The organism is Pseudomonas phytophila (assembly GCF_025643095.1).
Classification (GTDB): Bacteria; Pseudomonadota; Gammaproteobacteria; order Pseudomonadales; family Pseudomonadaceae; genus Aquipseudomonas; species Aquipseudomonas quasicaspiana.
Window position 1 is genome coordinate 1812476 of sequence record NZ_CP081201.1, and the last position, 24438, is coordinate 1836913.

A 24438-nucleotide genomic window follows, 5' to 3' on the forward strand; every position below is an offset into this window, starting at 1 on the left:
AAGGACTTCATGAAACGTCTGCTGCTAACTGCGGTTCTTGCCGTACTGATGATTGCCGAAGTTCACGCCGAGTCCTTCACTATCTCCGATATCCGTGTCAACGGCCTGCAGCGGGTATCCGCGGGCAGTGTATTTGGTGCGTTGCCGCTGAACGTTGGCGAGCAAGCGGATGATGGTCGTCTGGTGGATGCCACTCGCGCACTGTTCAAAACCGGATTCTTCCAGGATATCCAGTTGGGTCGTGACGGCAACGTGCTGGTCATCACCGTCGTCGAGCGTCCATCTGTTGCGAGTATCGAAATCGAAGGCAACAAGGCCATCTCCACTGAAGACCTGATGAAGGGTCTGAAACAGTCGGGTCTGGCTGAAGGCGAAATCTTCCAGCGGGCAACTCTTGAAGGTGTGCGTAACGAACTGCAGCGCCAGTATGTTGCTCAGGGCCGCTATTCGGCTGAAGTTGCGACTGAGGTCGTTGCTCAGCCACGCAATCGGGTTGGTCTGAAGATCAACATCAATGAAGGCACGGTCGCGTCCATCCAGCACATCAACGTGGTGGGTAACAGTGTCTTCCCTGATGAAGACCTGATCGACCTGTTCGAACTCAAGACCACCAACTGGCTTTCTTTCTTCAAGAACGACGACAAGTACGCCCGGGAAAAGCTTTCCGGCGACCTCGAGCGTCTGCGTTCCTACTACCTGGATCGCGGCTATATCAACATGGATATCGCCTCGACTCAGGTTTCGATCACGCCTGACAAGAAAAACGTTTTCATCACGGTCAATGTCAACGAAGGCCAGAAATACAGCGTCAAGTCGGTCAAGTTGAGCGGAGACCTCAAGGTTCCCGAAGATCAGGTCAAGTCCTTGCTGCTGGTCAAGCCAGGTCAGGTGTTCTCGCGTAAGGTCATGACCACGACTTCCGAACTGATCACCCGCCGTCTGGGTAACGAAGGCTATACCTTCGCCAACGTCAACGGCGTGCCGACACCTAACGACGAAGATCATACTGTCGACATCACTTTCGTGGTTGATCCAGGCAAGCGTGCTTATGTAAACCGCATCAACTTCCGTGGTAACACCAAGTCTGCCGACGAAGTGCTGCGCCGTGAAATGCGTCAGATGGAAGGCGGCTGGGCTTCGACCTACCTGATCGACCAGTCCAAGACTCGTCTGGACCGTCTGGGCTTCTTTAAAGAAGTGAACGTCGAGACACCTGCCGTACCGGGTACTGACGATCAGGTTGACGTTAACTACGCGGTAGAAGAGCAGGCATCCGGTTCGATCACCGCCAGCGTTGGCTTCGCACAGAGCGCAGGTCTGATCCTCGGTGGTTCGATCAGTCAGAACAACTTCCTCGGTACCGGTAACAAGGTCAGCATCGGCCTGACGCGCAGCGAATACCAGAGCCGTTACAACTTCAGCTACGTCGATCCGTACTGGACCGCTGATGGTGTGAGCCTGGGTTACAACGCGTTCTACCGAACCACCGACTACGATGACCTCGATGTCGACGTTGCAAGCTATGCGGTAGATAGCCTGGGTGCTGGTATCAGCATGGGCTACCCGATCAACGAGACCTCTCGTCTGACTTACGGTCTGACGGTGCAGCAGGACGAAATCAAGACCGGTACCTACACCGTCGACGAAATCTTCGACTTCGTGGACAAGGAAGGCGACAAGTACCTGAACTTCAAGGGCTCGATCGGCTGGTCCGAATCCACCCTGAACAAAGGTGTGCTGGCGACTCGCGGTCACTCCCAAAGCCTGACACTGGAAACCACGTTGCCGGGTAGCGACCTGTCGTTCTACAAACTGGACTATCGCGCTCAGTACTTCCACCCGATTACCGACAACTACACCCTGCGCCTGCACACAGAATTGGGTTATGGCGACGGCTACGGTTCGACCTCAGGTCTGCCGTTCTATGAAAACTACTATGCCGGTGGCTTCAACTCGGTTCGTGGTTTCAAGGACAGCACCCTTGGCCCACGCAGTACCCCAAGCAGTGGTACTCGTCCAGGCACACGAGTTGACCCGGATCAGGATCCGCTTCCGTTCGGTGGCAACATCCTTGTACAAGGTGGCGTAGAGGTGATGTTCCCTCTGCCGTTCATCAAGGATCAACGTTCCCTGCGTACCTCTCTGTTCTGGGACGTCGGTAATGTGTTTGACTCGAACTGCGACTCCAATCGCACCCGCAATGGTCAGAAGGTTGAATGCAACGACGTTGATTTTTCCGGTATGGCCAGCTCCGTGGGTGTAGGCGTGACGTGGGTTACCGCGCTCGGTCCATTGAGCTTCGCTTTGGCGATGCCGATCAAGAAACCGGATGACGATTCTGAAACCCAGGTTTTCCAATTTTCCCTTGGTCAGACTTTCTAAGCGTCTGACTTTAGATAACGACAGCGAATTCTGTAGGAGTACATCGTGCGTAAGTTGACTCAATTGGTACTGTTGGCAACCGTTCTCGCAGCAGGCCCGGCTTTTGCCGACATGAAAATTGCCGTTCTGAATTATCAGATGGCTTTGCTGGAATCTGATGCGGCCAAGAAATATGCCGTTGATGCAGAGAAGAAGTTCGGTCCGCAACTGACCAAGCTGAAAACTCTGGAAAGCAGCGCGAAGGGCATTCAGGATCGTCTGGTGAGCGGTGGCGACAAAATGGCCCAGCCTGAGCGCGAGCGTCTTGAGCTTGAATTCAAGCAGAAAGCCCGTGACTTCCAGTTCCAGTCCAAGGAACTGAACGAAGCCAAGGCCGTTGCTGACCGTGAAATGCTCAAGCAACTGAAGCCAAAACTGGATCAGGCTGTTGAAGAAGTGATCAAGAAAGGTGCATTTGATCTGGTCTTCGAGCGCGGTGCAGTGATTGACGTCAAGCCACAGTATGACGTTACTCGCCAGGTCATCGAGCGCATGAACCAGCTGAAGTAACCTATGACCGCGACTATCAAACTCGGTCAATTGGCCGAGTTCCTCGGGGCCACGCTACGTGGCGCCGAGGATAAAGAAATTACCGGGCTGGCCACTTTGCAAGAGGCCGGTCCAGGTCAGGTCAGTTTCCTGGCAAATCCGCAGTACCGTAAATTCCTCGTTGATACTCAAGCCTCGGCGTTGCTTTTGAAGCCTGCCGATGCTGATTCATATGCTGGCGATGCTTTGCTGGTGCCGGATCCCTATCTGGCCTACGCACGTATTTCCCATCTGTTCGATCCGAAGCCGAAGGCAACTGCCGGGGTTCATCCGACGGCAGTCGTCGCTGATGATGCGCAGATTGATCCTGCTGCGAGCATCGGCGCGTTTGCTGTGGTTGAGAGCGGGGCGCGAATTGCAGCTGGTGTTACCGTAGGGGCTCAGTGTTTCATTGGAGCCCGTTGCGAAATCGGCGAAGGCGGTTGGCTTGCTCCACGGGTTACGCTTTATCACGATGTACGCATCGGCAAGCGGGTGGTCATTCAGTCAGGTGCTGTCCTGGGAGGCGAGGGTTTCGGTTTCGCCAACGAGAAGGGTATCTGGCAGAAGATTGCCCAGATTGGCGGTGTACTGATCGGTGATGATGTGGAAATTGGCGTAAATACCGCCATTGACCGCGGTGCATTGGCCGATACCCGAATTGGCAATGGTGTGAAGCTGGATAACCAGATTCAGATCGCTCACAACGTGCAGATCGGTGATCACACTGCCATGGCCGCTTGTGTGGGTATCTCCGGCAGTACCAAAATCGGCAAGCACTGCATGCTGGCCGGTGGCGTTGGGCTGGTAGGCCATATCGACATTTGTGACGGTGTTTTCATCACCGGCATGACGATGGTGACCCACTCCATTACCGAGCCGGGTTCTTATTCGTCTGGTACGGCGATGCAGCCTGCGGGCGAATGGCGCAAAAGCGCTGCACGTATTCGCAAGCTCGACGACATGGCACGTCGACTGCAAAAGCTGGAAAAGATTGTTGAGGGAGTGACCTCAGGCGTTAATGCTTCATCAGATGGCTGATACTTTTTTCATATCAAGCGTGCACTGCCGATAAATTGCTTCCTTGATTTGCAGAGGAGTGCAGCGCAATTGCCGCGCACTCCCAATCTTGACTACAGGCTTCCCCTCGAAATGATGGACATCAACGAAATTCGTGAATACCTGCCGCACCGCTACCCGTTCCTGTTGGTAGACCGCGTAGTGGAGCTCGATGTCGAGAGCAAAAGTATTCGCGCTTATAAAAACGTCAGCATCAATGAGCCGTTCTTCAACGGCCATTTTCCGGCGCATCCAATCATGCCGGGTGTATTGATCATTGAGGCAATGGCTCAGGCTGCCGGTATCCTTGGTTTCAAAATGCTGGGCGCCAAGCCTGCCGATGGCACGCTGTATTATTTCGTGGGATCGGACAAATTGCGTTTCCGCCAGCCAGTGCTGCCGGGCGACCAGTTGATTCTTGAAGCGAAGTTCCTCAGCTGCAAGCGTCAGATCTGGAAGTTTGAGTGCAGCGCCTCGGTGGATGGCAAGCCTGTTTGCTCCGCAGAAATCATCTGTGCGGAACGTAAACTATGAGTTTAATTGACCCTCGCGCAATCATCGATCCGACAGCCATTCTGGCTGACAATGTGGAGGTCGGCCCTTGGTCGATCATCGGAGCTGGTGTGGAAATTGGCGAGGGTACAGTGGTTGGGCCTCACGTGATTTTGCGTGGGCCGACCCGGATCGGTAAGCACAATCGCATTTACCAGTTTTCATCGGTAGGCGAGGACACGCCCGATCTCAAGTACAAAGGTGAAGAGACGCGTCTGGTCATTGGCGATCACAACGTGATTCGCGAGGGCGTGACGATTCATCGCGGCACCATCCAGGACCGTGCTGAAACCACGATCGGCGACCATAACCTGATCATGGCCTATGCACACATCGGTCACGACAGCGTTATCGGCAATAACTGCATTCTGGTCAACAACACTGCGTTGGCGGGTCATGTGCACGTTGCAGATTGGGCGATCCTTTCCGGTTTCACCCTTGTCCATCAGTACTGCCACATTGGCGCCCATAGTTTTTCCGGCATGGGTACCGCCATTGGCAAGGACGTTCCTGCGTTTGTTACCGTATTTGGTAACCCTGCCGAAGCCCGGAGCATGAACTTCGAGGGCATGCGTCGTCGCGGCTTCAGTGAAGAGGCTATTCACGCGTTGCGCCGCGCCTACAAAGTAGTTTATCGCCAGGGGCTGACGGTTGATCAGGCCATCGCCGAACTGGCTGAGCCTGCTGCCTTGTTTCCGGAGGTTGCGGTGTTCCTTGAGTCCATCCAGACCTCGACCCGCGGCATCACCCGCTAATCATGTCCAGCGTATTGCGTGTCGCTTTAGTCGCTGGCGAGGCGTCCGGGGACATTCTCGGATCCGGTCTTATGCGTGCCATCAAGGCGCGTCATCCTCAGGTTGAGTTCATCGGCGTCGGCGGCCCGCTGATGGAAGCCGAAGGTATGGCCTCCTATTTCCCGATGGAACGTCTTTCGGTCATGGGGCTGGTTGAGGTGTTGGGTCGATTGCGCGAATTGTTGGCTAAACGCAAGGCGCTGATCCAGACCCTTATCGATCAAAAGCCAGATGTTTTTATTGGCATCGATGCACCGGATTTCACCCTCAATATCGAGCTTCAACTGCGTCGTGCCGGCATCAAGACGGTGCACTACGTCAGCCCGTCGGTGTGGGCATGGCGTCAGAAGCGCGTCCTCAAGATTCGCGAAGGCTGCGATCTGATGCTGACGTTGCTGCCCTTCGAGGCGCGCTTCTATGAAGAAAAAGGCGTGCCGGTCAAGTTTGTCGGGCATCCGCTGGCTGACACTATCCCGCTGCAGGCGGATCAAGCTACTGCTCGTGTCGAGCTGGGGTTTGGTGATGGTCCGGTTGTTGCGTTGATGCCTGGAAGTCGTGGTGGTGAAGTCGGGCGTCTGGGCAGTTTGTTCTTCGACGCTGCCGAGCGTCTGCTGGCGGTGCGCCCCGAGGTGAGATTTGTCTTGCCGTGCGCAAGCCCCCAGCGTCGCCTGCAGATCGAGCAATTGTTGCAGGGCCGCGATTTGCCGGTGTTGTTGCTCGACGGTCGCTCTCATGTAGCGCTGGCCGCCTGCAATGCGGTATTGATTGCGTCGGGCACGGCGACTCTGGAAGCACTGCTGTACAAGCGCCCCATGGTGGTTGCCTATCGCATGGCGCCGCTTACTTTTTGGATACTCAAGCGTCTGGTGAAAAGCCCCTACGTCTCGCTACCCAATCTTCTCGCTCAGCGCCTGTTGGTGCCTGAGCTGTTGCAGGATGAAGCCACTCCTGATGCGTTGGTGCAGCAATTGCTGCCGCTTCTGGATGATGGTCTGGTGCAGACTGCGGGTTTTGACGAAATACACCGGACCTTGCGTCGCGATGCATCCAATCAGGCCGCCGAAGCGGTGTTGAACCTGATTGGTCATTCGCCTTCACTGTGAGTTCGCGTTCAATGCAAATGGGTCTGGATTTCAATCTGGTAGAAGAACTGGTTGCCGGCGTTGATGAGGTGGGTCGCGGTCCGCTTTGTGGTGCTGTGGTGACTGCCGCGGTTATTCTCGATCCGCGTCGCCCGATTCTGGGGCTTAACGATTCGAAGAAGCTGACAGAGGCCAGGCGCGAATTGCTGTTTGATGAAATTTGCGAGAAAGCACTGTCCTGGCACATTGCCCGGGCAGAAGTCGAAGAAATCGATGAGTTGAACATTCTGCATGCCACCATGCTGGCCATGAAGCGTGCTGTTGAAGGCCTGATGATTACGCCGAAACTGGCTTTGATTGACGGTAATCGTTGCCCGCAGTTGTCGGTGCCCAGTGCGCCGGTGGTTCAGGGCGACTCCAAGGTTCCGGCGATCGCCGCTGCGTCTATTCTGGCCAAGGTCAGCCGTGACCGTGAGATGGCTGCCATGGAACTCAAGTATCCCGGTTACGGGATCGGCGGGCACAAGGGTTATCCAACACCTGTGCATCTCGAAGCTCTTGCGCGTCTCGGACCGACGCCGATTCACAGGCGCTCTTTCGGGCCGGTGCGTGCTGCTTATGCTGCGCGGGATGCAATGATCCAGTCGACAATGTCTTCAGCGTCGATTTTCCCATTGAACTGACAGTGGGCTGATGTTTTGCCAAAGGCCCGGTACAATCCGGGCCTTCGTTTTTGTTCTAGCGCTATAGGATCTCCATGCCGGCTTCTTTCGTTCATCTACGCCTGCACACCGAATATTCGCTGGTCGATGGCCTGGTACGGGTCAAACCGCTGGTCAAAACCCTCGCAGCCATGAATATGCCTGCCGTTGCGGTGACTGATCAGAACAACCTGTGCTCGCTGGTCAAGTTCTACAAGGCGGCAATGGGCGCGGGGATCAAGCCTATCTGCGGTGCAGACCTGTGGCTGTCGAACAAGGACGAAGATGCCGCGTTGAGTCGCATCAGCCTGCTGGTCATGAATGCCAAGGGCTACCGCAATCTGACTGAACTGATTTCCCGTGGCTTCATTGATGGTCAGCGCAACGGCCAGATCATCATTGAGCGCGAGTGGGTTGCCGAAGCCAACGAAGGCCTGATCGCGCTGTCAGCGGCGAAAGAGGGCGAGATCGGTATGGCGTTGCTGGGTAATAACCCCTCAGATGCCGATCAGCTGTTGAGCGAATGGATGGCGGTATTTCCTGATCGTTTCTATGTCGAAGTGCAGCGCACCAATCGCCCCAATGACGAAGAGCATCTGCACGCCGCGGTAGCCCTGGCCGACCGCCACGGTGCGCCGCTGGTGGCGACCAACGATGTGCGATTCATCAAGCAGGAAGATTTCGAAGCGCATGAAACCCGTGTCTGCATCGGTGAAGGGCGTGCGCTGGATGACCCGCGTCGTTCGCACAATTACAGCGACCAGCAGTACCTGAAAAGCGCCGAGGAAATGGCCGAGCTGTTCAGCGATCTGCCTGAAGCGCTGGAAAACTCGGTGGAAATCGCCAAGCGCTGCAACATCGATGTGAAGCTGGGTACTCACTTCCTGCCTGACTACCCGATTCCTGATGGCATGACCATCGACGAGTATTTCCGCAAGGTTTCGTTTGAAGGGCTTGAAGAGCGCCTCGCGGTACTTTGGCCTAAAGAGACGACGCCGGACTATGAAGCCAAGCGTCAGGTGTATGTCGACCGGTTGAATTTCGAGCTGGATATCATTATCCAGATGGGCTTTCCCGGCTACTTCCTGATCGTTATGGACTTTATTCAGTGGGCCAAGAGCAACGGCGTACCGGTAGGTCCCGGCCGGGGATCGGGTGCCGGGTCGCTGGTGGCCTATGTGCAGAAGATTACCGACCTTGATCCTCTCGAATATGACCTGCTGTTCGAACGCTTCCTGAACCCGGAGCGGGTATCCATGCCTGACTTCGACGTCGACTTCTGCATGGATGGCCGGGACCGCGTGATTGATTACGTGGCCGAGAAGTATGGCCGTAATGCTGTAAGCCAGATCATCACCTTCGGTTCCATGGCCGCCAAGGCGGTGGTGCGGGACGTGGCGCGGGTCCAGGGCAAGTCTTACGGCCTGGCTGATCGCCTCTCGAAGATGATCCCGTTCGAAGTCGGCATGACCCTTGAGAAAGCCTACGAGCAAGAGGAAATCCTGCGGGACTTCCTCAAGGTCGATGAAGAAGCTGCCGAGATCTGGGAGATGGCGCGCAAGCTCGAAGGCATTGTGCGTAACGTCGGCAAGCACGCCGGTGGTGTGGTTATCGCACCGACCAAACTGACTGACTTCTCGGCCATTTACTGCGATGAAGAGGGCAGTGGTCTGGTGACGCAGTTCGACAAGGACGACGTCGAGGCGGCGGGGCTGGTGAAGTTCGACTTCCTCGGTCTGCGGACCCTGACCATCATCGACTGGGCGCTGAAAACGATTAACCGTGACCGTGCCAAGGTCAACGAAGAGCCGCTGGATATCGCCTTCATTCCGCTGGATGACGCGCCGACTTATCAGTTGCTGCAGAAGGCTGAAACGACAGCGGTGTTCCAGCTTGAGTCGCGCGGCATGAAGGAGCTGATCAAAAAGCTCAAGCCCGACTGCTTGGAAGATTTGATCGCACTGGTGGCCCTGTTCCGTCCGGGGCCTCTGCAATCGGGCATGGTGGACGACTTCATCAACCGTAAGCACGGTCGCGCTGAACTGTCGTATCCGCACGTCGATTATCAATACGAAGGGCTCAAACCTGTTCTGGCGCCGACTTACGGCATCATTCTTTATCAAGAACAGGTAATGCAGATCGCCCAGGTCATGGCCGGTTATACCCTCGGCGGTGCGGACATGCTGCGACGGGCCATGGGTAAGAAAAAACCCGAAGAAATGGCCAAGCAGCGCGGCGGCTTCATTGAGGGTTGCAAGACCAACAATATTGACCCGGATCTGGCCGGTAACATTTTCGACCTGGTGGAAAAATTCGCCGGTTATGGCTTCAACAAATCTCACTCGGCTGCCTATGGCCTGGTGTCGTATCAGACGGCCTGGCTGAAAGCCCATTACCCGGCGCCGTTCATGGCCGCGGTGCTGTCGGCGGATATGCACAACACCGACAAGGTCGTGACCTTGATCGAAGAAGTGCGGATCATGAAGCTTCGCCTGGATGCGCCGGATGTGAACGCGTCCGAATACAAGTTCACGGTGAGTGAAGACGGCCGCATCATTTACGGCCTTGGCGCGATCAAGGGGGTGGGTGAAGGCCCGGTTGAAGCGATTACCGAAGCCCGTGAAGACGGACCGTTCAAGGATCTGTTCGATTTCTGCGCCCGTGTCGACCTCAAGCGCGTCAATAAGCGGACCCTGGATGGTCTGATTCGCAGTGGTGCACTTGATCGTCTCGGTCCTTACTTTGAAACCGAACCCAAAGCGTACCAGGCCAATATCGACCGCAACCGCGCAGTGTTGCTGGCCTCCCTGGTAGAAGCGATTCAGGCCGCCGAGCAGACTGCACGCAGTCATGACAGCGGCCATTCGGACCTGTTCGGCGGACTGTTCGTCGAAGAAGATACCGATGTGTATGCCAATCATCGCAAGGCCAAGGAAGGTAGTCTCAAGGACCGTTTGCGCGGCGAGAAGGAAACCCTTGGGCTGTACCTGACCGGTCACCCGATTGACGAATATGAAGGCGAGATTCGCCGTTTTGCACGGCAACGAATCATCGACCTCAAGCCGGCGCGTGACACTCAGACCGTCGCAGGTCTGATCATCGCGTTGCGGGTCATGAAGAACAAGAAGGGCGACAAGATGGGGTTTATCACCCTTGACGACCGCTCTGGACGAATAGAAGCTTCGCTTTTTGCCGAAGCGTTTCATTCGGCGCAGGCATTGCTGCAGACCGACGCGATGGTGGTGGTCGAGGGTGAGGTCAGCAACGACGATTTCTCTGGTGGTCTTCGCTTGCGTGCCAAGCGCGTGATGAGCATCGAAGATGCGCGTACAAATCTGGCAGAAAGCTTGCGTCTGACTGTGCGTGCCGAAGCGCTGAAAGGCGACCGGCTGCGCTGGCTTGGCGATTTGTGCAAGCGCCATCGCGGTGCGTGCCCGATCACTCTGGATTACACCGGGCTGGATGCCAAGGCCTTGCTGCAGTTCGGCGAAGCGTGGCGAATTGATCCCGCAGACAGCTTGATTCAAGCTCTGCGTGACCAGTTCGGACGTGAGAACGTCTTCCTGCAGTATCGCTGAAAGCATCAGCCCAGAATTTTTTAAACTCGACCTGAATGCGCCTGTTCCCGTAAGGTAAGGCGCTAACGGATCAACCGGCCGGCCTCTTGGCCGTCGACCCAAGACGGATGCCTATGAACCCGAATTTTCTTGATTTCGAACAGCCGATCGCTGACCTGCAAGCCAAGATTGAAGAATTGCGCCTGGTAGGTAATGACAACTCGCTGAACATTGGCGATGAGATCTCGCGACTGCAAGACAAGAGCAACACGCTGACCGAAAGCATTTTCAGCAACCTGACCAGTTGGCAGATTGCACGCATGGCGCGTCACCCGCGTCGTCCGTACACTCTGGACTACATTCAGCACATCTTCACCGAGTTCGACGAGCTGCATGGCGACCGTCACTTCTCCGACGACGCTGCGATTGTTGGCGGTGTTGCCCGTCTGGAAGGTCAGCCGGTTATGGTCATTGGCCATCAGAAAGGCCGTGAAGTGCGTGAGAAGGTTCGTCGTAACTTCGGTATGCCGCGTCCTGAGGGCTATCGCAAGGCCTGTCGTCTGATGGAAATGGCCGAGCGTTTCAAGATGCCGATCCTGACCTTCATCGACACACCGGGCGCATACCCGGGTATCGATGCCGAAGAGCGTAACCAGAGCGAAGCAATTGCCTGGAACCTGCGGGTCATGGCGCGTCTGAAAACGCCGATCATCGCCACTGTTATTGGTGAGGGTGGTTCTGGCGGTGCATTGGCAATCGGTGTCTGCGATCAGTTGAACATGCTCCAGTACTCCACCTACGCAGTTATCTCTCCGGAAGGCTGTGCGTCGATTCTGTGGAAAACCGCGGAAAAGGCACCGGACGCTGCTGAAGCCATGGGCATTACGGCTGATCGCCTGAAAGGCCTGGGGATTGTCGATAAAGTCATCTCCGAGCCTCTGGGCGGTGCGCACCGCGACCCGGCCGCTGCTGCACTGGCAATCCGTCAGGAATTGAGCAGCCAGCTGGCGATGCTCAAGAAGTTCGATAACGATGCGCTGCTGGCTCGTCGTTATGATCGTTTGATGAGCTACGGTCTCTGATTCAGAGGCGACGCTTCAATCGCGTTCTTGTGGGAGCGAATTTATTCGCGAAGGCATTCAGTAAGACGGTGAAGATGTTTTGGCTGTACGGGCCTCTTCGCGAATGAATTCGCTCCCACAGGAAGCAATGAAGTCTAATGACCACATCCAAACCCTCCGGTCATGATCTCCCCGCCAGGCTTCTTCAAGTCCTGGCACCCTGGCGCAGCGCGCCGGCCTGGTATGTCGGTTTTTCCGGTGGCCTGGATTCAACTGTCTTGCTTCACCTCCTGGTTGAACTCGCAAAACGCGAAAACCTGCCGCCTCTCAATGCCATACATGTTCATCACGGCCTACAGGCTGTTGCTGATGCGTGGCCGCTGCATTGCCAGCAGGTTTGCGACGCGCTTGGCGTTCCTTTGCAAGTGATCAGCGTGCAGGTCAAGCCGGGCGCAAGCATCGAACAGGCCGCACGCGATGCGCGTTATGCGGTTTTCAGTGATCGCCTGGCTAAGGATGAAGTGCTGCTGACCGGTCAGCATCAGGACGATCAGGCTGAAACCCTGCTGTTTCGCTTGTTGCGCGGCGCGGGGGTTCGGGGGTTGGCGGGCATGTCGGTTAGCCGCACGTTGGGACATGGGCATCTGCTCAGGCCTTTGTTGAGCGTTTCCCGGGAAGAGCTGGAGGCCTACGCCTGTAAGCATCGTCTGCTCTGGGTTGAAGATCCCAGCAACGAAGACTCTCATTATTCGCGCAACTACCTGCGCAGTCAGGTACTGCCGGTAGTGAAGTCCCGCTGGCCGCAGGCGACCGCGAGTATGGCGCGCACGGCCGCTCATCTGGATGAAGCGCAGCAATTGCTTGAGGAACTGGCCCAGGCTGATCTGGAGTCGGCGCAATCACTCCATGCATTTGGCTGGCTCAAGGTGCCCTCTCTGGCACTGCCTGAGCTGGCTAACCTGTCTCCCGCCAGGCAACGAAACGCGCTGCGCCATTGGCTTGCACCGCTGACCCGACTGCCGGACAGCGATCATTGGGTTGGCTGGGAAAATCTCCGGGACGCGGGGCCGGGCGGGCGCCCGGTGTGGCGGCTGGCCGATGGAGAATTGCATCGTGATCAGGGGCGTATCTGGTGGCTTTCCGACAGTTGGCTGCAACCTCTGATGCAGCCCGCTCAGTCCTGGATGGATGCGCGACATGCGATGGAACTGCCTGGTAACGGTCAGGTTTTCATTGACGGTGAAACTCCTTCGGGACTGCTGGAGGTGCGCTATCGCCAGGGAGGAGAGGTGCTCAGCCTGCCGGGCCGCGGACGTCGCGATCTCAAGCGTCTGCTCAATGAGCGCGAAATACCGCTATTTGTCCGCGGCCGATTGCCGCTGCTGTTCCGGAACGGCGAAATTCTGGCGGTGGCAAACCTGCCTGCGCTCAATGTTTGCGGCCATGAAAGCTGGGTGTTGCATTGGGTGCCGCCGACGAATGACCAAAGTTTGAGCTGAAAGCCCAATTCCGGTAGACTACGCTCCCTTCTTGATACAGCTTCTGTGGATCCTTTTGGATCGACATGAGTTGCCGGTTACCAACCAGTCTTTGCTGGATGATTCTTGACATGTGGCGCGCAATTGACAGGCTTTTTCAGTCAGTCCGTTTCAATCCAGCAGTTCGGGAGTTCACCGTGAATTTTGTCGGTAATCGGGGGCTTCGGCCTTCCTTCGCTTTCCCCGGCGGCTCTGACCGCTTTAACGCAGACTTCTAGGGTTTTTCATGACGCGCTACATCTTCGTCACGGGCGGTGTTGTTTCTTCATTGGGGAAAGGCATCGCCTCGGCTTCATTGGCGGCCATCCTGGAGGCGCGGGGACTTAAGGTCACCATGCTGAAGCTTGACCCCTACATCAACGTCGATCCGGGTACCATGAGCCCGTTCCAGCACGGTGAAGTGTTCGTCACGCATGACGGCGCTGAAACTGACCTGGACCTTGGCCACTACGAGCGGTTCATCCGCACGACCATGACCCAGAACAACAACTTCACCACCGGTCGTGTGTACGAACACGTCCTGCGCAAAGAGCGCCGTGGTGATTATCTGGGTGCGACCATTCAGGTTATTCCGCACATCACCGACGAAATCAAACGCCGGATCATCAAGGGCGCAGGCGATGCCGATGTTGCTCTGGTCGAGATCGGCGGCACCGTGGGTGACATCGAGTCGCAACCGTTCCTGGAAGCGATCCGTCAGTTGCGTTTCGAAGTAGGTGCCAAGCGCGCCATGCTGATGCACCTGACACTGGTTCCTTATATCGCGACCGCTGGCGAAACCAAAACCAAGCCGACCCAACACTCGGTGAAGGAATTGCGCTCCATCGGCCTGCAGCCTGATGTTTTGGTATGCCGTTCCGATCACCCGATCGACATTTCGTCGCGTCGCAAGATCGCTCAGTTTACCAACGTGGAAGAGCGTGCCGTTATCGCGCTGGAAGACGCCGATACCATCTACAAGATTCCGGGCATCCTGCACTCTCAGGGTCTGGACGATTTCGTCGTCGAGCGCTTCGGCCTGCAATGCAACAGCGCAGACCTGTCCGAGTGGGACGCTGTGGTAGACGCCAAGCTTAACCCTGAGCATGAAGTCACCATCGCCATGGTCGGCAAATACATGGAACTGCTGGACGCTTACAAGTCGTTGATCGAGGCGATGAGTCACGCTGGCATCACCAACCGTACCAAGGTCAACCTGCGCTACATCGACTCTGAAGACATCGAGAACCAGGGCACTGCGCTGCTGGAAGGCGTTGATGCGATTCTGGTGCCAGGCGGCTTCGGTCTGCGTGGCGTGGAAGGCAAGATCACTGCCGTTCAGTTCGCTCGTGAAAACAAGGTTCCGTACTTGGGTATCTGCCTGGGCATGCAAGTGGCCGTGATCGAGTACGCTCGTAACGTGCTGGGCTGGAAAGACGCTAACTCCACTGAATTCGATCGCAATGGCGCGCACGCTGTTGTAGGTCTGATCACCGAGTGGGCTGACGCCACCGGCGCGGTTGAAACCCGTACTGAAAGCTCCGATCTGGGTGGCACTATGCGCCTGGGTGCTCAGGAATGTCAGCTTGAGCCAGGCTCGCTGGTACACGACTGCTACGCCAGCGACGTGATCGTTGAGCGTCATCGTCATCGCTATGAAGTGAACAACAACCTGCTGCCGCAGTTGCTGGAAGCCGGCCTGAAAGTGTCGGGTCGTTCCGGTGATGGTGCGCTGGTAGAAGTGGTCGAAGCCCCGGATCATCCATGGTTCGTGGCTTGCCAGTTCCACCCTGAGTTCACCTCCACACCTCGCGACGGTCACCCGCTGTTCAGCGGCTTCGTCAAGGCTGCACTGACTCAACACAAGAAAAATTCTTGATTCGGGAAACTCAGAACATGGCTCAGAAGACTATCCGCGTAGGCTCAATCGACATTGCCAATGACAAGCCAATGGTGCTTTTCGGTGGCATGAACGTTCTCGAGTCCCGTGACATGGCCATGCAGATTTGCGAAGAATATGTACGGGTTACCGAAAAGCTCGGTATCCCATATGTGTTCAAGGCCAGTTTCGACAAAGCTAATCGTTCGTCCATGCACTCCTACCGTGGCCCTGGCCTGGAAGAGGGCATGCGGATTTTTGAAGAAGTTAAAAAGACCTTCAATGTACCGTTGATCACTGACGTGCATGAGCCAGAGCAGGCCAAGGTTGTCGCTGAAGTTTGCGACATCATTCAACTGCCTGCTTTCCTGTCGCGTCAGACCGATCTGGTGGTTGCCATGGCCCGCACTGGCGCTGTGATCAACATCAAGAAAGCCCAGTTCCTCGCCCCTCAGGAAATGAAACACATCCTGAGCAAGTGTGAAGAGGCCGGTAACGATCAACTGATCCTCTGTGAGCGCGGCACCAGTTTTGGCTACAACAACCTGGTTGTGGACATGCTCGGTTTCGGCATCATGAAGCAGTTCAACTACCCGGTATTTTTCGACGTGACCCACGCCCTGCAGATGCCAGGCGGTCGTTCGGATTCTGCTGGCGGTCGTCGTGCGCAGGTATTGGAACTGGCGAAGGCCGGCATGAGTCAAAACCTCGCTGGATTGTTCCTTGAGGCTCATCCTGATCCGGACAATGCCAAATGCGACGGCCCTTGCGCCTTGCGTCTGGACAAGCTAGAGCCATTCCTGGCTCAGCTCAAGGCTCTGGATGAGTTGGTCAAAAGCTTCCCGGCAGTAGAAACCGCTTAAATCGGGCTTCTCCGGCAGGTTAGCCTCCGGTAAAGTGCCGCACGTTTACATCCCCCGGCCCCAGGTCGGGGTTTGTCGCTCTAAGGTCTGCCCTGTAATGAGCCCTTGAGCGACAGGCATTTCCCAGCTGCGTCGTTTTCGTCAATCTTGGAGTGTTTACAACAATGGCAAAAATCGTCGACATCAAAGGTCGTGAAGTTCTCGACTCCCGTGGCAATCCCACCGTGGAAGCAGATGTGCTCCTCGACAACGGCATCATCGGCAGCGCATGCGCTCCGTCCGGTGCTTCAACCGGCTCGCGCGAGGCGCTGGAGCTGCGTGATGGCGACAAGAGCCGTTACCTGGGCAAGGGCGTTCTCAAGGCTGTAGCCAACATCAACGGCCCGATCCGCGACCTGTTGCTGGGTAAGGATCCGGTTGACCAGCAAGCGCTGGACCGCGCCATGATTGCTCTGGACGGTACTGAAAACAAAGCCAGCCTGGGCGCCAACGCGATCCTCGCTGTATCCCTGGCCGCCGCGAAAGCCGCTGCTCAGGATCAGGATCTGCCGTTGTACGCGCACATTGCCAACCTGAACGGTACGCCGGGCGTTTACTCGATGCCGGTTCCGATGATGAACATCATCAACGGTGGCGAGCATGCCGATAACAACATCGACATTCAGGAATTCATGATTCAGCCTGTCGGCGCCAAGACCTTTTCCGAAGGCCTGCGCTGGGGCACCGAGATTTTCCATCACCTCAAAGCTGTGCTGAAGGCTCGTGGCCTGAACACCGCCGTAGGTGACGAAGGTGGTTTTGCACCTGACCTCAACTCCAACGCCGATGCACTGGACGCTATCGCCGAAGCTGTTGCCAACGCTGGCTACAAGCTGGGGACCGACGTGACCTTGGCGCTGGACTGTGCGGCGAGCGAGTTCTACAAGAACGGCAAATACGTTCTGAGCGAAGAAGGCGAGTACGACTCCGCCGGTTTCGCTGACTACCTGGCCGATCTGGTCAGTAAGCACCCGATCATATCCATTGAAGACGGTCTCGACGAGTCCGACTGGGATGGCTGGAAGATTCTCACCGACAAGATCGGCGACAAGGTGCAACTGGTAGGTGACGACCTGTTCGTGACCAACACCAAGATCCTCAAGGAAGGCATCGACAAGAAAATCGGTAACTCGATCCTGATCAAGTTCAACCAGATCGGTACCCTGACCGAAACGCTTGAAGCCATTCAGATGGCCAAGGCTGCTGGTTACACCGCTGTTATTTCGCACCGCTCTGGCGAAACCGAAGATTCCACGATTGCCGATCTGGCAGTGGGTACTTCCGCGGGTCAGATCAAGACCGGTTCGTTGAGCCGTTCTGATCGTATTTCCAAGTACAACCAGTTGCTGCGTATTGAAGAGCAACTGGGTGCCAAGGCGGTATACCGTGGTCGCGGCGAGTTTCGCGGCTGACACCGAGATGGTAAAAAGACAGCCGGTGCTGTGACAATCGCCTGCTTTCCCGGATGATTGATCAGCATTGATGCGGCTAAGACCGCTATAGAGCCTGGCCTTGCCAGGCTCTATGCCCTCAGTCCCTGTTGTATTGTTGGCTTCACGTTGTCGGCTCTGCTGTCTTTTTTACTGGGTACCTGATATTCAATGCGCAGTCCTAACTGGTTGTTTCTCGTCCTGATCCTGATGCTTGCAGGCCTGCAATATCGCCTGTGGGTAGGGAACGGGAGTCTGGCGCAAGTGGCCAGCCTTAATCAGCAGATCGCTGACCAACATGCCGAAAACGAAGCACTGCTTGAGCGCAATCGGGTCATGGACGCTGAAGTGCTTGAGCTCAAAAAAGGTATGGAAACCGTCGAAGAACGTGCTCGTCATGAACTGGGCATGGTCAAGGAAGGCGAAACGCTCTATCAGTTGGCACAATGAAGCTGGCTCTGTGAAGCTTACCTCGTGAATAAGTGCATCCTTCCTGCCTTCTGGGCAGTCATTCCTGCCGCGGGTGTTGGTGCCCGTATGGCCGCAGATCGTCCCAAGCAATACTTACAACTGGGCGGCCTGACAATTATTGAACACAGCCTTCTCTGTTTTCTCGATCACCCCCGTCTCAATGGCCTGGTGATCAGTCTGGCTGTGGACGACCCTTACTGGCCCAATCTGCCGTGTGCGCTGGATTCGCGGATTACGCGGGTTGATGGCGGCAAAGAGCGTGCGGATTCGGTGCTCAACGCGTTGCTGCATTTGCATGCCCAAGGTGCGGATGACCATGATTGGGTGTTGGTGCACGATGCCGCGCGGCCTAATCTGGCGCGTTCAGATCTGGATAACCTGCTGGGTGAGCTGGCCGATGACCCGGTGGGTGGGCTGCTGGCCGTTCCAGCCCGCGACACGCTCAAGCGTGCGGGGCCTGATGGCCGTGTCACCGAAACGGTAGACCGTAGCCTGATCTGGCAAGCGTATACCCCGCAGATGTTTCGCCTGGGCGCGCTGCACCGTGCGCTGGCTGACGGTCTGGTCTCCGACGTTGCCATTACCGATGAAGCGTCTGCCATCGAATGGGCAGGACAGTCGCCCCGATTGATCGAAGGACGCTCGGACAACATCAAGGTCACTCGTCCTGAGGATCTTGAGTGGTTGCGGCAGCGGCGTAGCGAGTTCAATCGCTGATTAGCTAATTTTCTGCATGTTACTGATGCGTTTGATTTTGCATCATCACGACGAATATCAACCTCAAAAACACCGCGGAAATAGCGTCGGAAGGCTGAGCGCAGGTGTCGTGGTGTGGGTCGCTCGGCATGGATGCCGAGCGAGCGCCGTTGGGCCATGGATGGCCCGTCGGCGCGTGCCCACACCACGGCACCGGAGTCGAAGGTACCCCTGCGAAGCCGGGGCCGTACGTCAGCGCAAAATGGTTTTCGCCCCTTTTGCCGTAACAAAAGGGGCTCGACCGTTAGGGCGAAACCAGTCTCAGCCGCGACGTGGGTATCGTTGAATCAATTTGATGTGGGTAGCCCCTGTATTCGCCGAGTCCAGGTGCCTAACGATACTCATCCCGCAACGCCAACCCTTCTTTCAGATAATCCACCAGCTTGCGCACCTTTGGCGACAGATGCCGCTGCTGGGGATATAACGCCCATACCGCAGTATTCGGCGGTTGATGAGTCTCCAGCAGAGAAACCAGCGCGCCACTGTTGAGATGGCTCAATACGTAATAATCCGGTAGCTGACATAACCCCACGCCGTGCAGCGCAGCATCAAGCACCGCCTGCCCACTGTTGCAGCGCCAGTTACCCTGAACACGCTGGGAAAACTCCCGTCCGTTTTGTTGAAGCAACCAGGTGTCGCTGCTGCCGATCAGGCAATTGTGTCGGCTTAGCTCCGACAGGCTGTGCGGTCGCCCGTATCGCTCCAGATAGGACGGCGATGCGCACAGGTACATCCGGCGTGGCGCGAGGCGCGTTGCAACCAGGCGGGAGTCCTGTAGTCGGCCTAACCTGATGGCGAGATCCAGTCCCTCATGAACCATGTCCAACGTGTCATTGTTCAACTGGATTTCCACCCGGATCTGAGGATAGAGGTCCATGAAGCGCGTTACCAGCGGCGTGATAAAGCGTTCGCCGTAAGCTACTGCACAGGTCATGCGCAACAAGCCTTTGGGTTCGCTGGTCAGGTCGCCGACTGCGCGCAGCGCTTCCTCGCGACCATCCTGCAAGCGCTGACAATGGTGCAGGAAAGTCTGACCCGCCTCGGTCAGCGCGACCCGCCGGGTGCTGCGATACAGCAGGCGTGTCTGCAAGCGTTCTTCGAGGCGGGCGATTTGCCGACTGATGTGCGAGGACGAAACGCCCATACGTTCAGCTGCTGCCGTGAACTGCCCGCATTCGGCCACTGCGACGAACTCATCCAGGCCTTCCCAGCGGTTGGTGTACATCGATTATCCCTGTTCAGCAATAATGTTTTGCTTTTGATCGGATTATTAACTAAACGGCAGTGCTTTACACTCCCTCCATCGTTTTAACCTCGTTGGAGAAAGATTGATGATCAAGTCACGTGCTGCTGTTGCCTTTGCCCCCAATGAACCGCTGCAAATCGTTGAAGTTGACGTCGAAGCGCCAAAGGCCGGTGAGGTGTTGATTCGTACCGTTGCCTCCGGTGTTTGCCATACCGACGCTTACACGTTGTCCGGTGCCGATTCTGAAGGTGTGTTCCCGTGCATTCTGGGTCACGAAGGCGGCGGTGTTGTTGAGGCCATCGGCGAAGGCGTTACGTCCCTGGAAGTCGGCGACCATGTGATCCCGCTGTATACCGCCGAGTGCCGGGAATGCAAGTTCTGCAAGTCCGGCAAAACCAACCTTTGCCAGAAAGTTCGCGCTACTCAGGGCAAAGGCCTGATGCCTGATGGCACGACCCGTTTCAGCTACAACGGCGAGCCGGTTTATCACTACATGGGTTGCTCGACGTTCTCCGAGTACACCGTGGTGCCGGAAATTTCTCTGGCCAAAATCCCGAAAGAAGCTCCGCTGGAAAAAGTCTGCCTGTTGGGCTGCGGCGTCACCACCGGTATTGGTGCTGTGCTCAACACCGCCAAAGTCGAAGAGGGTGCGACTGTCGCCATCTTTGGTCTGGGTGGTATCGGCCTGGCTGCGATCATCGGCGCGAAAATGGCCAAGGCTTCGCGGATCATCGCAATCGACATCAACCCGGCGAAATTCGACGTGGCCCGTGAACTGGGTGCGACCGATTTCATTAATCCGAAAGATCACGAGAAGCCGATTCAGGATGTGATCGTTGAATTGACCGACGGTGGTGTGGATTACAGCTTCGAATGTATCGGTAACGTGAACCTGATGCGTGCCGCGCTGGAATGCTGCCACAAAGGCTGGGGCGAATCGGTGATCATCGGCGTAGCGCCGTCGGGTCAGGAAATTGCCACTCGCCCATTCCAGCTGGTGACCGGTCGCGTCTGGCGCGGTTCGGCTTTCGGCGGCGTGCGTGGTCGTACCGAACTGCCAAGCTACGTCGAAAAGTCTCAGACAGGCGAAATCCCGCTGGATACCTTTATTACCCACACCATGGGACTTGAAGACATCAACAAAGCATTCGACCTGATGCACGAAGGCAAAAGCATCCGCACAGTCATTCACTTTTAAGCAGTTGCAAGCTTCAAGCGACAAGCTACAAGAGGGTTCCGCGCCTCTTGCAGCTTGAAGCTTGTAGCTTGTGCCTGGGAGTTTACGACCATGGCTCTAGAGAATATTTCCTGTCAGAAAAGCTTTGGCGGCTGGCACAAGCGTTACAAGCATCATTCCGAGGTGCTCGGCTGTGACATGGTGTTTGCTGTCTACCTGCCGCCACAGGCTGAGCAGGGTGGCAAGTTACCAGTGCTGTACTGGCTTTCCGGTCTGACCTGTACCGATGAAAACTTCATGCAGAAGGCGGCGGCTCAACGCGTCGCGGCCGAGTTGGGGTTGATCATCGTTGCGCCGGACACGAGCCCGCGTGGCCCTGGTGTTGCGGGGGATCCTGATGGCGCGTGGGATTTTGGCCTCGGTGCCGGGTTCTACCTCAATGCCACCCAGGAACCGTGGGCCAGGCATTACCGCATGCATGACTACGTAGTGAACGAATTGCCTGCGTTGGTCGAGGAGCATTTCCCGGCTTCGCAGGCGCGTGGGATCAGCGGCCACTCCATGGGCGGCCATGGTGCGCTGATCTGCGCGTTGCGTAATCCGGGGCGCTATAAATCGGTCTCGGCGTTTTCGCCGATCACTAATCCGATGGATTGCCCTTGGGGGCAGAAAGCCTTTTCCCGTTACCTGGGTGAAGAGCGCTCCCGCTGGCGCGAATGGGATGCCACTGTGCTGATTGCCGATGCGCGCGAGAAGCTGCCGATACTGGTGGATCAGGGTGATCGCGATGACTTTCTCGCCAACCAGCTCAAGCCCGAAGCGCTGGTTCAGGCGGCGAAAGCGGCGGGGCATCCTCTGACATTGCGGATGCAGCCCGGTTACGACCACAGCTATTTCTTCATCGCCAGCTTTATTGAAGACCACCTGCGGCATCATGGCGACGCGTTGAACAGCTAAGCGTCGACAAAGTAGGTAGAATCACGCCCTGACTTTTTTCAGGGCGTTTTTTTATGCGTATTGGCCATGGCTATGATGTGCACCGTTTCGCTGAAGGCGACTTCATCACCCTGGGTGGCGTGCGCATTGCTCATCGATTCGGCCTGCTCGCTCATTCCGATGGTGATGTTCTGCTGCACGCCTTGAGTGATGCATTGCTCGGCGCGGCCGCACTGGGTGATATCGGCAAGCATTTCCCGGACACCGATCCGCAGTTCAAAGGCGCTGACAGCCGCGCATTGCTGCGCCACGTCTTGAAGCTGGTGAAAAGAAAGGGCTGGAAAGTGGGCAATGTGGACGCGACGATTGTTGCTCAGGCACCGAAAATGGCCCCTCATATCGAATCCATGCGGGCATTGATCGCAGAGGATCTTCAAGTCGAGCTGGATCAAGTGAACGTCAAGGCAACCACCACTGAGAAGCTCGGTTTCACAGGTCGTGAAGAAGGCATCGCCGTTCACGCCGTCGCGCTGTTGCTGTCCGCATGACCGAATCAGAACTGCTGGGCCCGCAAGCCTATGGTCAGCCGCTGGGCAGCGCGGTGCTCAAGGCGACCGCCGAAGATTTTCAGGTCGATGAAGTGCTGGACATCCCGCTCTCCGGCGATGGCGAGCATTTATGGTTATGGGTCGAGAAACGCGGCCTCAACACTGAGGAAGCCGCCCGCCGTCTGGCGCGTGCTGCTGGCGTTCAGTTGAGGACTGTCAGCTATGCCGGGTTGAAGGATCGTCAGGCCCTGACTCGTCAATGGTTCAGCATCCAGTTGCCGGGCAAGGCTGACCCCGACTTGAGTTCGGCGGAAAACGAGACCCTGAAAATTCTTCAAAGCAGCCGTCACAAGCGCAAGCTTCAACGCGGTGCCCATGCTGCAAATGGATTCACGTTGCGTCTGACCCAACTGAATGTCGACAAAGACGCGCTGAACGCGCGACTTGAGTTGATCGCCAAGGCCGGGATCCCCAATTACTTCGGTGCCCAGCGATTTGGCTACCAGGGCGGGAATCTGGGGGAAGCACGCGATTACGCTGCGCGTCAGGCATTGCCGGAGCAGCGTGCAGTGCGTTCCCGACTGTTATCCACTGCTCGCAGTTACCTGTTCAATCAGGTCCTGGCGTCCCGTGTTGCTGATGGTTCATGGCAGGTTGCTCAGGTGGGCGATTTGCTGGCATTCACCGACAGCCGCAGTTTCTTCCCGGCGGGCGAAAATGAATGCAGCGATCCTCGGCTGGCGATTCTCGATCTGCATCCGACCGGTCCGCAATGGGGAGAAGGCCCATCGCCAGCCTCCGGAGCCACGGCCGCGCTGGAAAATGACGTGGCCAATCGCGAGTCGGCATTGCGCGACTGGCTCACAAGAGCAGGAATGGAGCACGAACGACGCATCCTGCGACTGCCCATTGGGCGGTTGACGTGGCATTATCCCGAGCCTGACATTCTGCAACTGGAATTCGTCCTTCCGCCCGGATGCTTCGCCACTGTACTGGTGCGCGAACTTGTTGATCTGGCGCCGGTTGGGCAGACGGACAGCTCATGCGTATTCTGATTTCTAACGATGACGGGGTCACCGCACCCGGTCTCGCTGCGTTGTATGCGGCGCTGGCCGATTACAGCGAGTGCGTGGTGATCGCCCCCGATCAAGACAAAAGCGGCGCCAGTAGCTCGTTGACGCTCGACCGGCCTTTGCATCCCCATGCCTTGGAGAACGGTTTCATCAGCGTCAACGGTACGCCGACCGATTGTGTGCACCTGGGCCTTAACGGGTTGCTGGACGTGCAACCGGATATGGTCGTGTCGGGTATCAACCTGGGCGCGAACCTGGGGGACGACGTGCTGTATTCCGGTACCGTGGCGGCAGCGCTTGAGGGTCGATTCCTGAACAAGCCTTCATTTGCGTTCTCTTTCCTGTCGCGTCAGCCGGATAACCTGGCGACCGCTGCGCATTACGCGCGAATGCTGGTCGAGGCTCATGAGCAGCTTGATTTGCCACCGCGCACAGTGTTGAACGTGAACATTCCCAATCTGCCCGTTGATCGTATTCGGGGTATTCAATTGACCCGTCTTGGTCATCGGGCGAGAGCTGCAGCGCCGATCAAGGTCGTTGACCCACGCGGTCGGGCCGGCTACTGGATTGCAGCTGCCGGTGACGCAGAGGATGGCGGTGCAGGCACGGATTTTCATGCAGTGATGCAGGGTTATGTTTCTGTTACTCCCTTGCAGCTTGATCGTACTTACCAGGACGGGTTCGCTAGCCTGAACAAATGGCTGGAGGGCCTTCTTTGATGTCGCGCGAGCAAGATGATCTGTTACGT

At 56.7% G+C, this 24438-nt stretch carries 21 protein-coding genes; 20 read left to right on the forward strand and 1 reads right to left on the reverse strand.

Going from position 1 to position 24438, the window contains the following annotated elements; genetic code table 11:
- Positions 1-9 precede the first annotated feature (9 nt).
- From bamA to ispD, 15 genes are all read left to right on the forward strand, one after another.
- Positions 10-2382 (forward strand): outer membrane protein assembly factor BamA, encoded by a 2373-nt coding sequence (gene bamA, locus K3169_RS08070; RefSeq protein WP_231675608.1) that lies wholly within the window; start codon positions 10-12, stop codon positions 2380-2382.
- 45 nt (positions 2383-2427) lie between these two features.
- A complete protein-coding gene (locus tag K3169_RS08075) occupies positions 2428-2931 on the forward strand; it encodes an OmpH family outer membrane protein (RefSeq protein WP_027898803.1) in 504 nt (167 codons plus the stop codon).
- Between the two features lie 3 nt (positions 2932-2934).
- Entirely contained in the window at positions 2935-3990 is a 1056-nt protein-coding gene (lpxD, locus tag K3169_RS08080) for a UDP-3-O-(3-hydroxymyristoyl)glucosamine N-acyltransferase (protein WP_099269921.1), read from the forward strand.
- Between the two features lie 111 nt (positions 3991-4101).
- On the forward strand, positions 4102-4542 hold the full coding sequence (gene fabZ / locus K3169_RS08085) for a 3-hydroxyacyl-ACP dehydratase FabZ (RefSeq protein ID WP_027898801.1): 441 nt from the start codon (positions 4102-4104) through the stop codon (positions 4540-4542).
- Positions 4539-5315: an acyl-ACP--UDP-N-acetylglucosamine O-acyltransferase gene (gene lpxA, locus K3169_RS08090; protein ID WP_027898800.1), complete on the forward strand. Its 777-nt coding sequence runs from the start codon at positions 4539-4541 to the stop codon at positions 5313-5315. Before fabZ ends, lpxA begins: the two co-directional genes overlap by 4 nt.
- A gap of 2 nt (positions 5316-5317) precedes the next feature.
- On the forward strand, positions 5318-6457 hold the full coding sequence (lpxB, locus tag K3169_RS08095) for a lipid-A-disaccharide synthase (protein ID WP_263270927.1): 1140 nt from the start codon (positions 5318-5320) through the stop codon (positions 6455-6457).
- A gap of 11 nt (positions 6458-6468) precedes the next feature.
- Positions 6469-7119, forward strand: a complete 651-nt coding sequence (rnhB, locus tag K3169_RS08100) for a ribonuclease HII (protein WP_099269925.1) — start codon at positions 6469-6471, stop codon at positions 7117-7119.
- A 74-nt stretch (positions 7120-7193) separates the two neighbouring features.
- Positions 7194-10715, forward strand: coding sequence for a DNA polymerase III subunit alpha (gene dnaE, locus K3169_RS08105; protein ID WP_231675605.1), 3522 nt, complete (start codon positions 7194-7196; stop codon positions 10713-10715).
- A gap of 113 nt (positions 10716-10828) precedes the next feature.
- On the forward strand, positions 10829-11776 hold the full coding sequence (locus K3169_RS08110; protein ID WP_263270930.1) for an acetyl-CoA carboxylase carboxyltransferase subunit alpha: 948 nt from the start codon (positions 10829-10831) through the stop codon (positions 11774-11776).
- A 137-nt stretch (positions 11777-11913) separates the two neighbouring features.
- Entirely contained in the window at positions 11914-13254 is a 1341-nt protein-coding gene (tilS, locus tag K3169_RS08115; RefSeq protein ID WP_263270932.1) for a tRNA lysidine(34) synthetase TilS, read from the forward strand.
- Between the two features lie 265 nt (positions 13255-13519).
- Positions 13520-15151: a CTP synthase gene (locus K3169_RS08120; RefSeq protein ID WP_095093583.1), complete on the forward strand. Its 1632-nt coding sequence runs from the start codon at positions 13520-13522 to the stop codon at positions 15149-15151.
- 17 nt (positions 15152-15168) lie between these two features.
- Positions 15169-16014, forward strand: a complete 846-nt coding sequence (gene kdsA, locus K3169_RS08125; RefSeq protein WP_027898794.1) for a 3-deoxy-8-phosphooctulonate synthase — start codon at positions 15169-15171, stop codon at positions 16012-16014.
- 164 nt (positions 16015-16178) lie between these two features.
- Positions 16179-17465 carry a phosphopyruvate hydratase gene (eno, locus tag K3169_RS08130; protein ID WP_027898793.1) on the forward strand — a complete coding sequence of 429 codons (1287 nt, stop codon included), beginning with the start codon at positions 16179-16181 and terminating at the stop codon, positions 17463-17465.
- Positions 17466-17654: 189 nt separating this feature from the next.
- Positions 17655-17933, forward strand: coding sequence for a cell division protein FtsB (gene ftsB / locus K3169_RS08135; RefSeq protein ID WP_027898792.1), 279 nt, complete (start codon positions 17655-17657; stop codon positions 17931-17933).
- A gap of 36 nt (positions 17934-17969) precedes the next feature.
- Entirely contained in the window at positions 17970-18671 is a 702-nt protein-coding gene (ispD, locus tag K3169_RS08140; protein WP_263272245.1) for a 2-C-methyl-D-erythritol 4-phosphate cytidylyltransferase, read from the forward strand.
- A 370-nt stretch (positions 18672-19041) separates the two neighbouring features.
- Here the strand turns inward: ispD and K3169_RS08145 are convergent, their stop codons facing one another.
- Complete coding sequence (locus K3169_RS08145) at positions 19042-19935, reverse strand: LysR substrate-binding domain-containing protein (protein ID WP_231675602.1); 894 nt, start codon at positions 19933-19935, stop codon at positions 19042-19044.
- A 106-nt stretch (positions 19936-20041) separates the two neighbouring features.
- Between K3169_RS08145 and K3169_RS08150 the strand changes: the two genes are divergently transcribed.
- The 5 genes from K3169_RS08150 (at position 20042) to surE (ending at position 24409) form a co-directional block, all read left to right on the forward strand.
- Positions 20042-21154: an S-(hydroxymethyl)glutathione dehydrogenase/class III alcohol dehydrogenase gene (locus K3169_RS08150; RefSeq protein WP_231675601.1), complete on the forward strand. Its 1113-nt coding sequence runs from the start codon at positions 20042-20044 to the stop codon at positions 21152-21154.
- Between the two features lie 90 nt (positions 21155-21244).
- Positions 21245-22090 carry an S-formylglutathione hydrolase gene (fghA, locus tag K3169_RS08155; protein ID WP_027898788.1) on the forward strand — a complete coding sequence of 282 codons (846 nt, stop codon included), beginning with the start codon at positions 21245-21247 and terminating at the stop codon, positions 22088-22090.
- Between the two features lie 53 nt (positions 22091-22143).
- Positions 22144-22617, forward strand: coding sequence for a 2-C-methyl-D-erythritol 2,4-cyclodiphosphate synthase (ispF, locus tag K3169_RS08160; protein ID WP_231675600.1), 474 nt, complete (start codon positions 22144-22146; stop codon positions 22615-22617).
- On the forward strand, positions 22614-23672 hold the full coding sequence (gene truD / locus K3169_RS08165) for a tRNA pseudouridine(13) synthase TruD (RefSeq protein WP_231675599.1): 1059 nt from the start codon (positions 22614-22616) through the stop codon (positions 23670-23672). Before ispF ends, truD begins: the two co-directional genes overlap by 4 nt.
- On the forward strand, positions 23660-24409 hold the full coding sequence (surE, locus tag K3169_RS08170; protein WP_231665647.1) for a 5'/3'-nucleotidase SurE: 750 nt from the start codon (positions 23660-23662) through the stop codon (positions 24407-24409). The genes truD and surE overlap by 13 nt, the downstream gene beginning before the upstream one ends.
- Positions 24410-24438 lie beyond the last annotated feature (29 nt).

Excerpts from the sequence above, each read along its gene's own strand:
- ispF (WP_231675600.1), top strand. The coding sequence starts at position 22,144 with ATGCGTATTGGCCATGGCTATGATGTGCACCGTTTCGCTGAAGGCGAC.
- lpxD (WP_099269921.1), top strand. The coding sequence starts at position 2,935 with ATGACCGCGACTATCAAACTCGGTCAATTGGCCGAGTTCCTCGGGGCC.
- K3169_RS08110 (WP_263270930.1), top strand. The coding sequence starts at position 10,829 with ATGAACCCGAATTTTCTTGATTTCGAACAGCCGATCGCTGACCTGCAA.
- lpxB (WP_263270927.1), top strand. The coding sequence starts at position 5,318 with ATGTCCAGCGTATTGCGTGTCGCTTTAGTCGCTGGCGAGGCGTCCGGG.
- K3169_RS08145 (WP_231675602.1), bottom strand. The coding sequence starts at position 19,935 with ATGTACACCAACCGCTGGGAAGGCCTGGATGAGTTCGTCGCAGTGGCC.
- kdsA (WP_027898794.1), top strand. The coding sequence starts at position 15,169 with ATGGCTCAGAAGACTATCCGCGTAGGCTCAATCGACATTGCCAATGAC.
- truD (WP_231675599.1), top strand. The coding sequence starts at position 22,614 with ATGACCGAATCAGAACTGCTGGGCCCGCAAGCCTATGGTCAGCCGCTG.
- dnaE (WP_231675605.1), top strand. The coding sequence starts at position 7,194 with ATGCCGGCTTCTTTCGTTCATCTACGCCTGCACACCGAATATTCGCTG.
- surE (WP_231665647.1), top strand. The coding sequence starts at position 23,660 with ATGCGTATTCTGATTTCTAACGATGACGGGGTCACCGCACCCGGTCTC.
- lpxA (WP_027898800.1), top strand. The coding sequence starts at position 4,539 with ATGAGTTTAATTGACCCTCGCGCAATCATCGATCCGACAGCCATTCTG.
- K3169_RS08150 (WP_231675601.1), top strand. The coding sequence starts at position 20,042 with ATGATCAAGTCACGTGCTGCTGTTGCCTTTGCCCCCAATGAACCGCTG.
- tilS (WP_263270932.1), top strand. The coding sequence starts at position 11,914 with ATGACCACATCCAAACCCTCCGGTCATGATCTCCCCGCCAGGCTTCTT.
- ftsB (WP_027898792.1), top strand. The coding sequence starts at position 17,655 with ATGCGCAGTCCTAACTGGTTGTTTCTCGTCCTGATCCTGATGCTTGCA.
- K3169_RS08120 (WP_095093583.1), top strand. The coding sequence starts at position 13,520 with ATGACGCGCTACATCTTCGTCACGGGCGGTGTTGTTTCTTCATTGGGG.
- eno (WP_027898793.1), top strand. The coding sequence starts at position 16,179 with ATGGCAAAAATCGTCGACATCAAAGGTCGTGAAGTTCTCGACTCCCGT.
- rnhB (WP_099269925.1), top strand. The coding sequence starts at position 6,469 with ATGCAAATGGGTCTGGATTTCAATCTGGTAGAAGAACTGGTTGCCGGC.
- fghA (WP_027898788.1), top strand. The coding sequence starts at position 21,245 with ATGGCTCTAGAGAATATTTCCTGTCAGAAAAGCTTTGGCGGCTGGCAC.
- fabZ (WP_027898801.1), top strand. The coding sequence starts at position 4,102 with ATGATGGACATCAACGAAATTCGTGAATACCTGCCGCACCGCTACCCG.
- bamA (WP_231675608.1), top strand. The coding sequence starts at position 10 with ATGAAACGTCTGCTGCTAACTGCGGTTCTTGCCGTACTGATGATTGCC.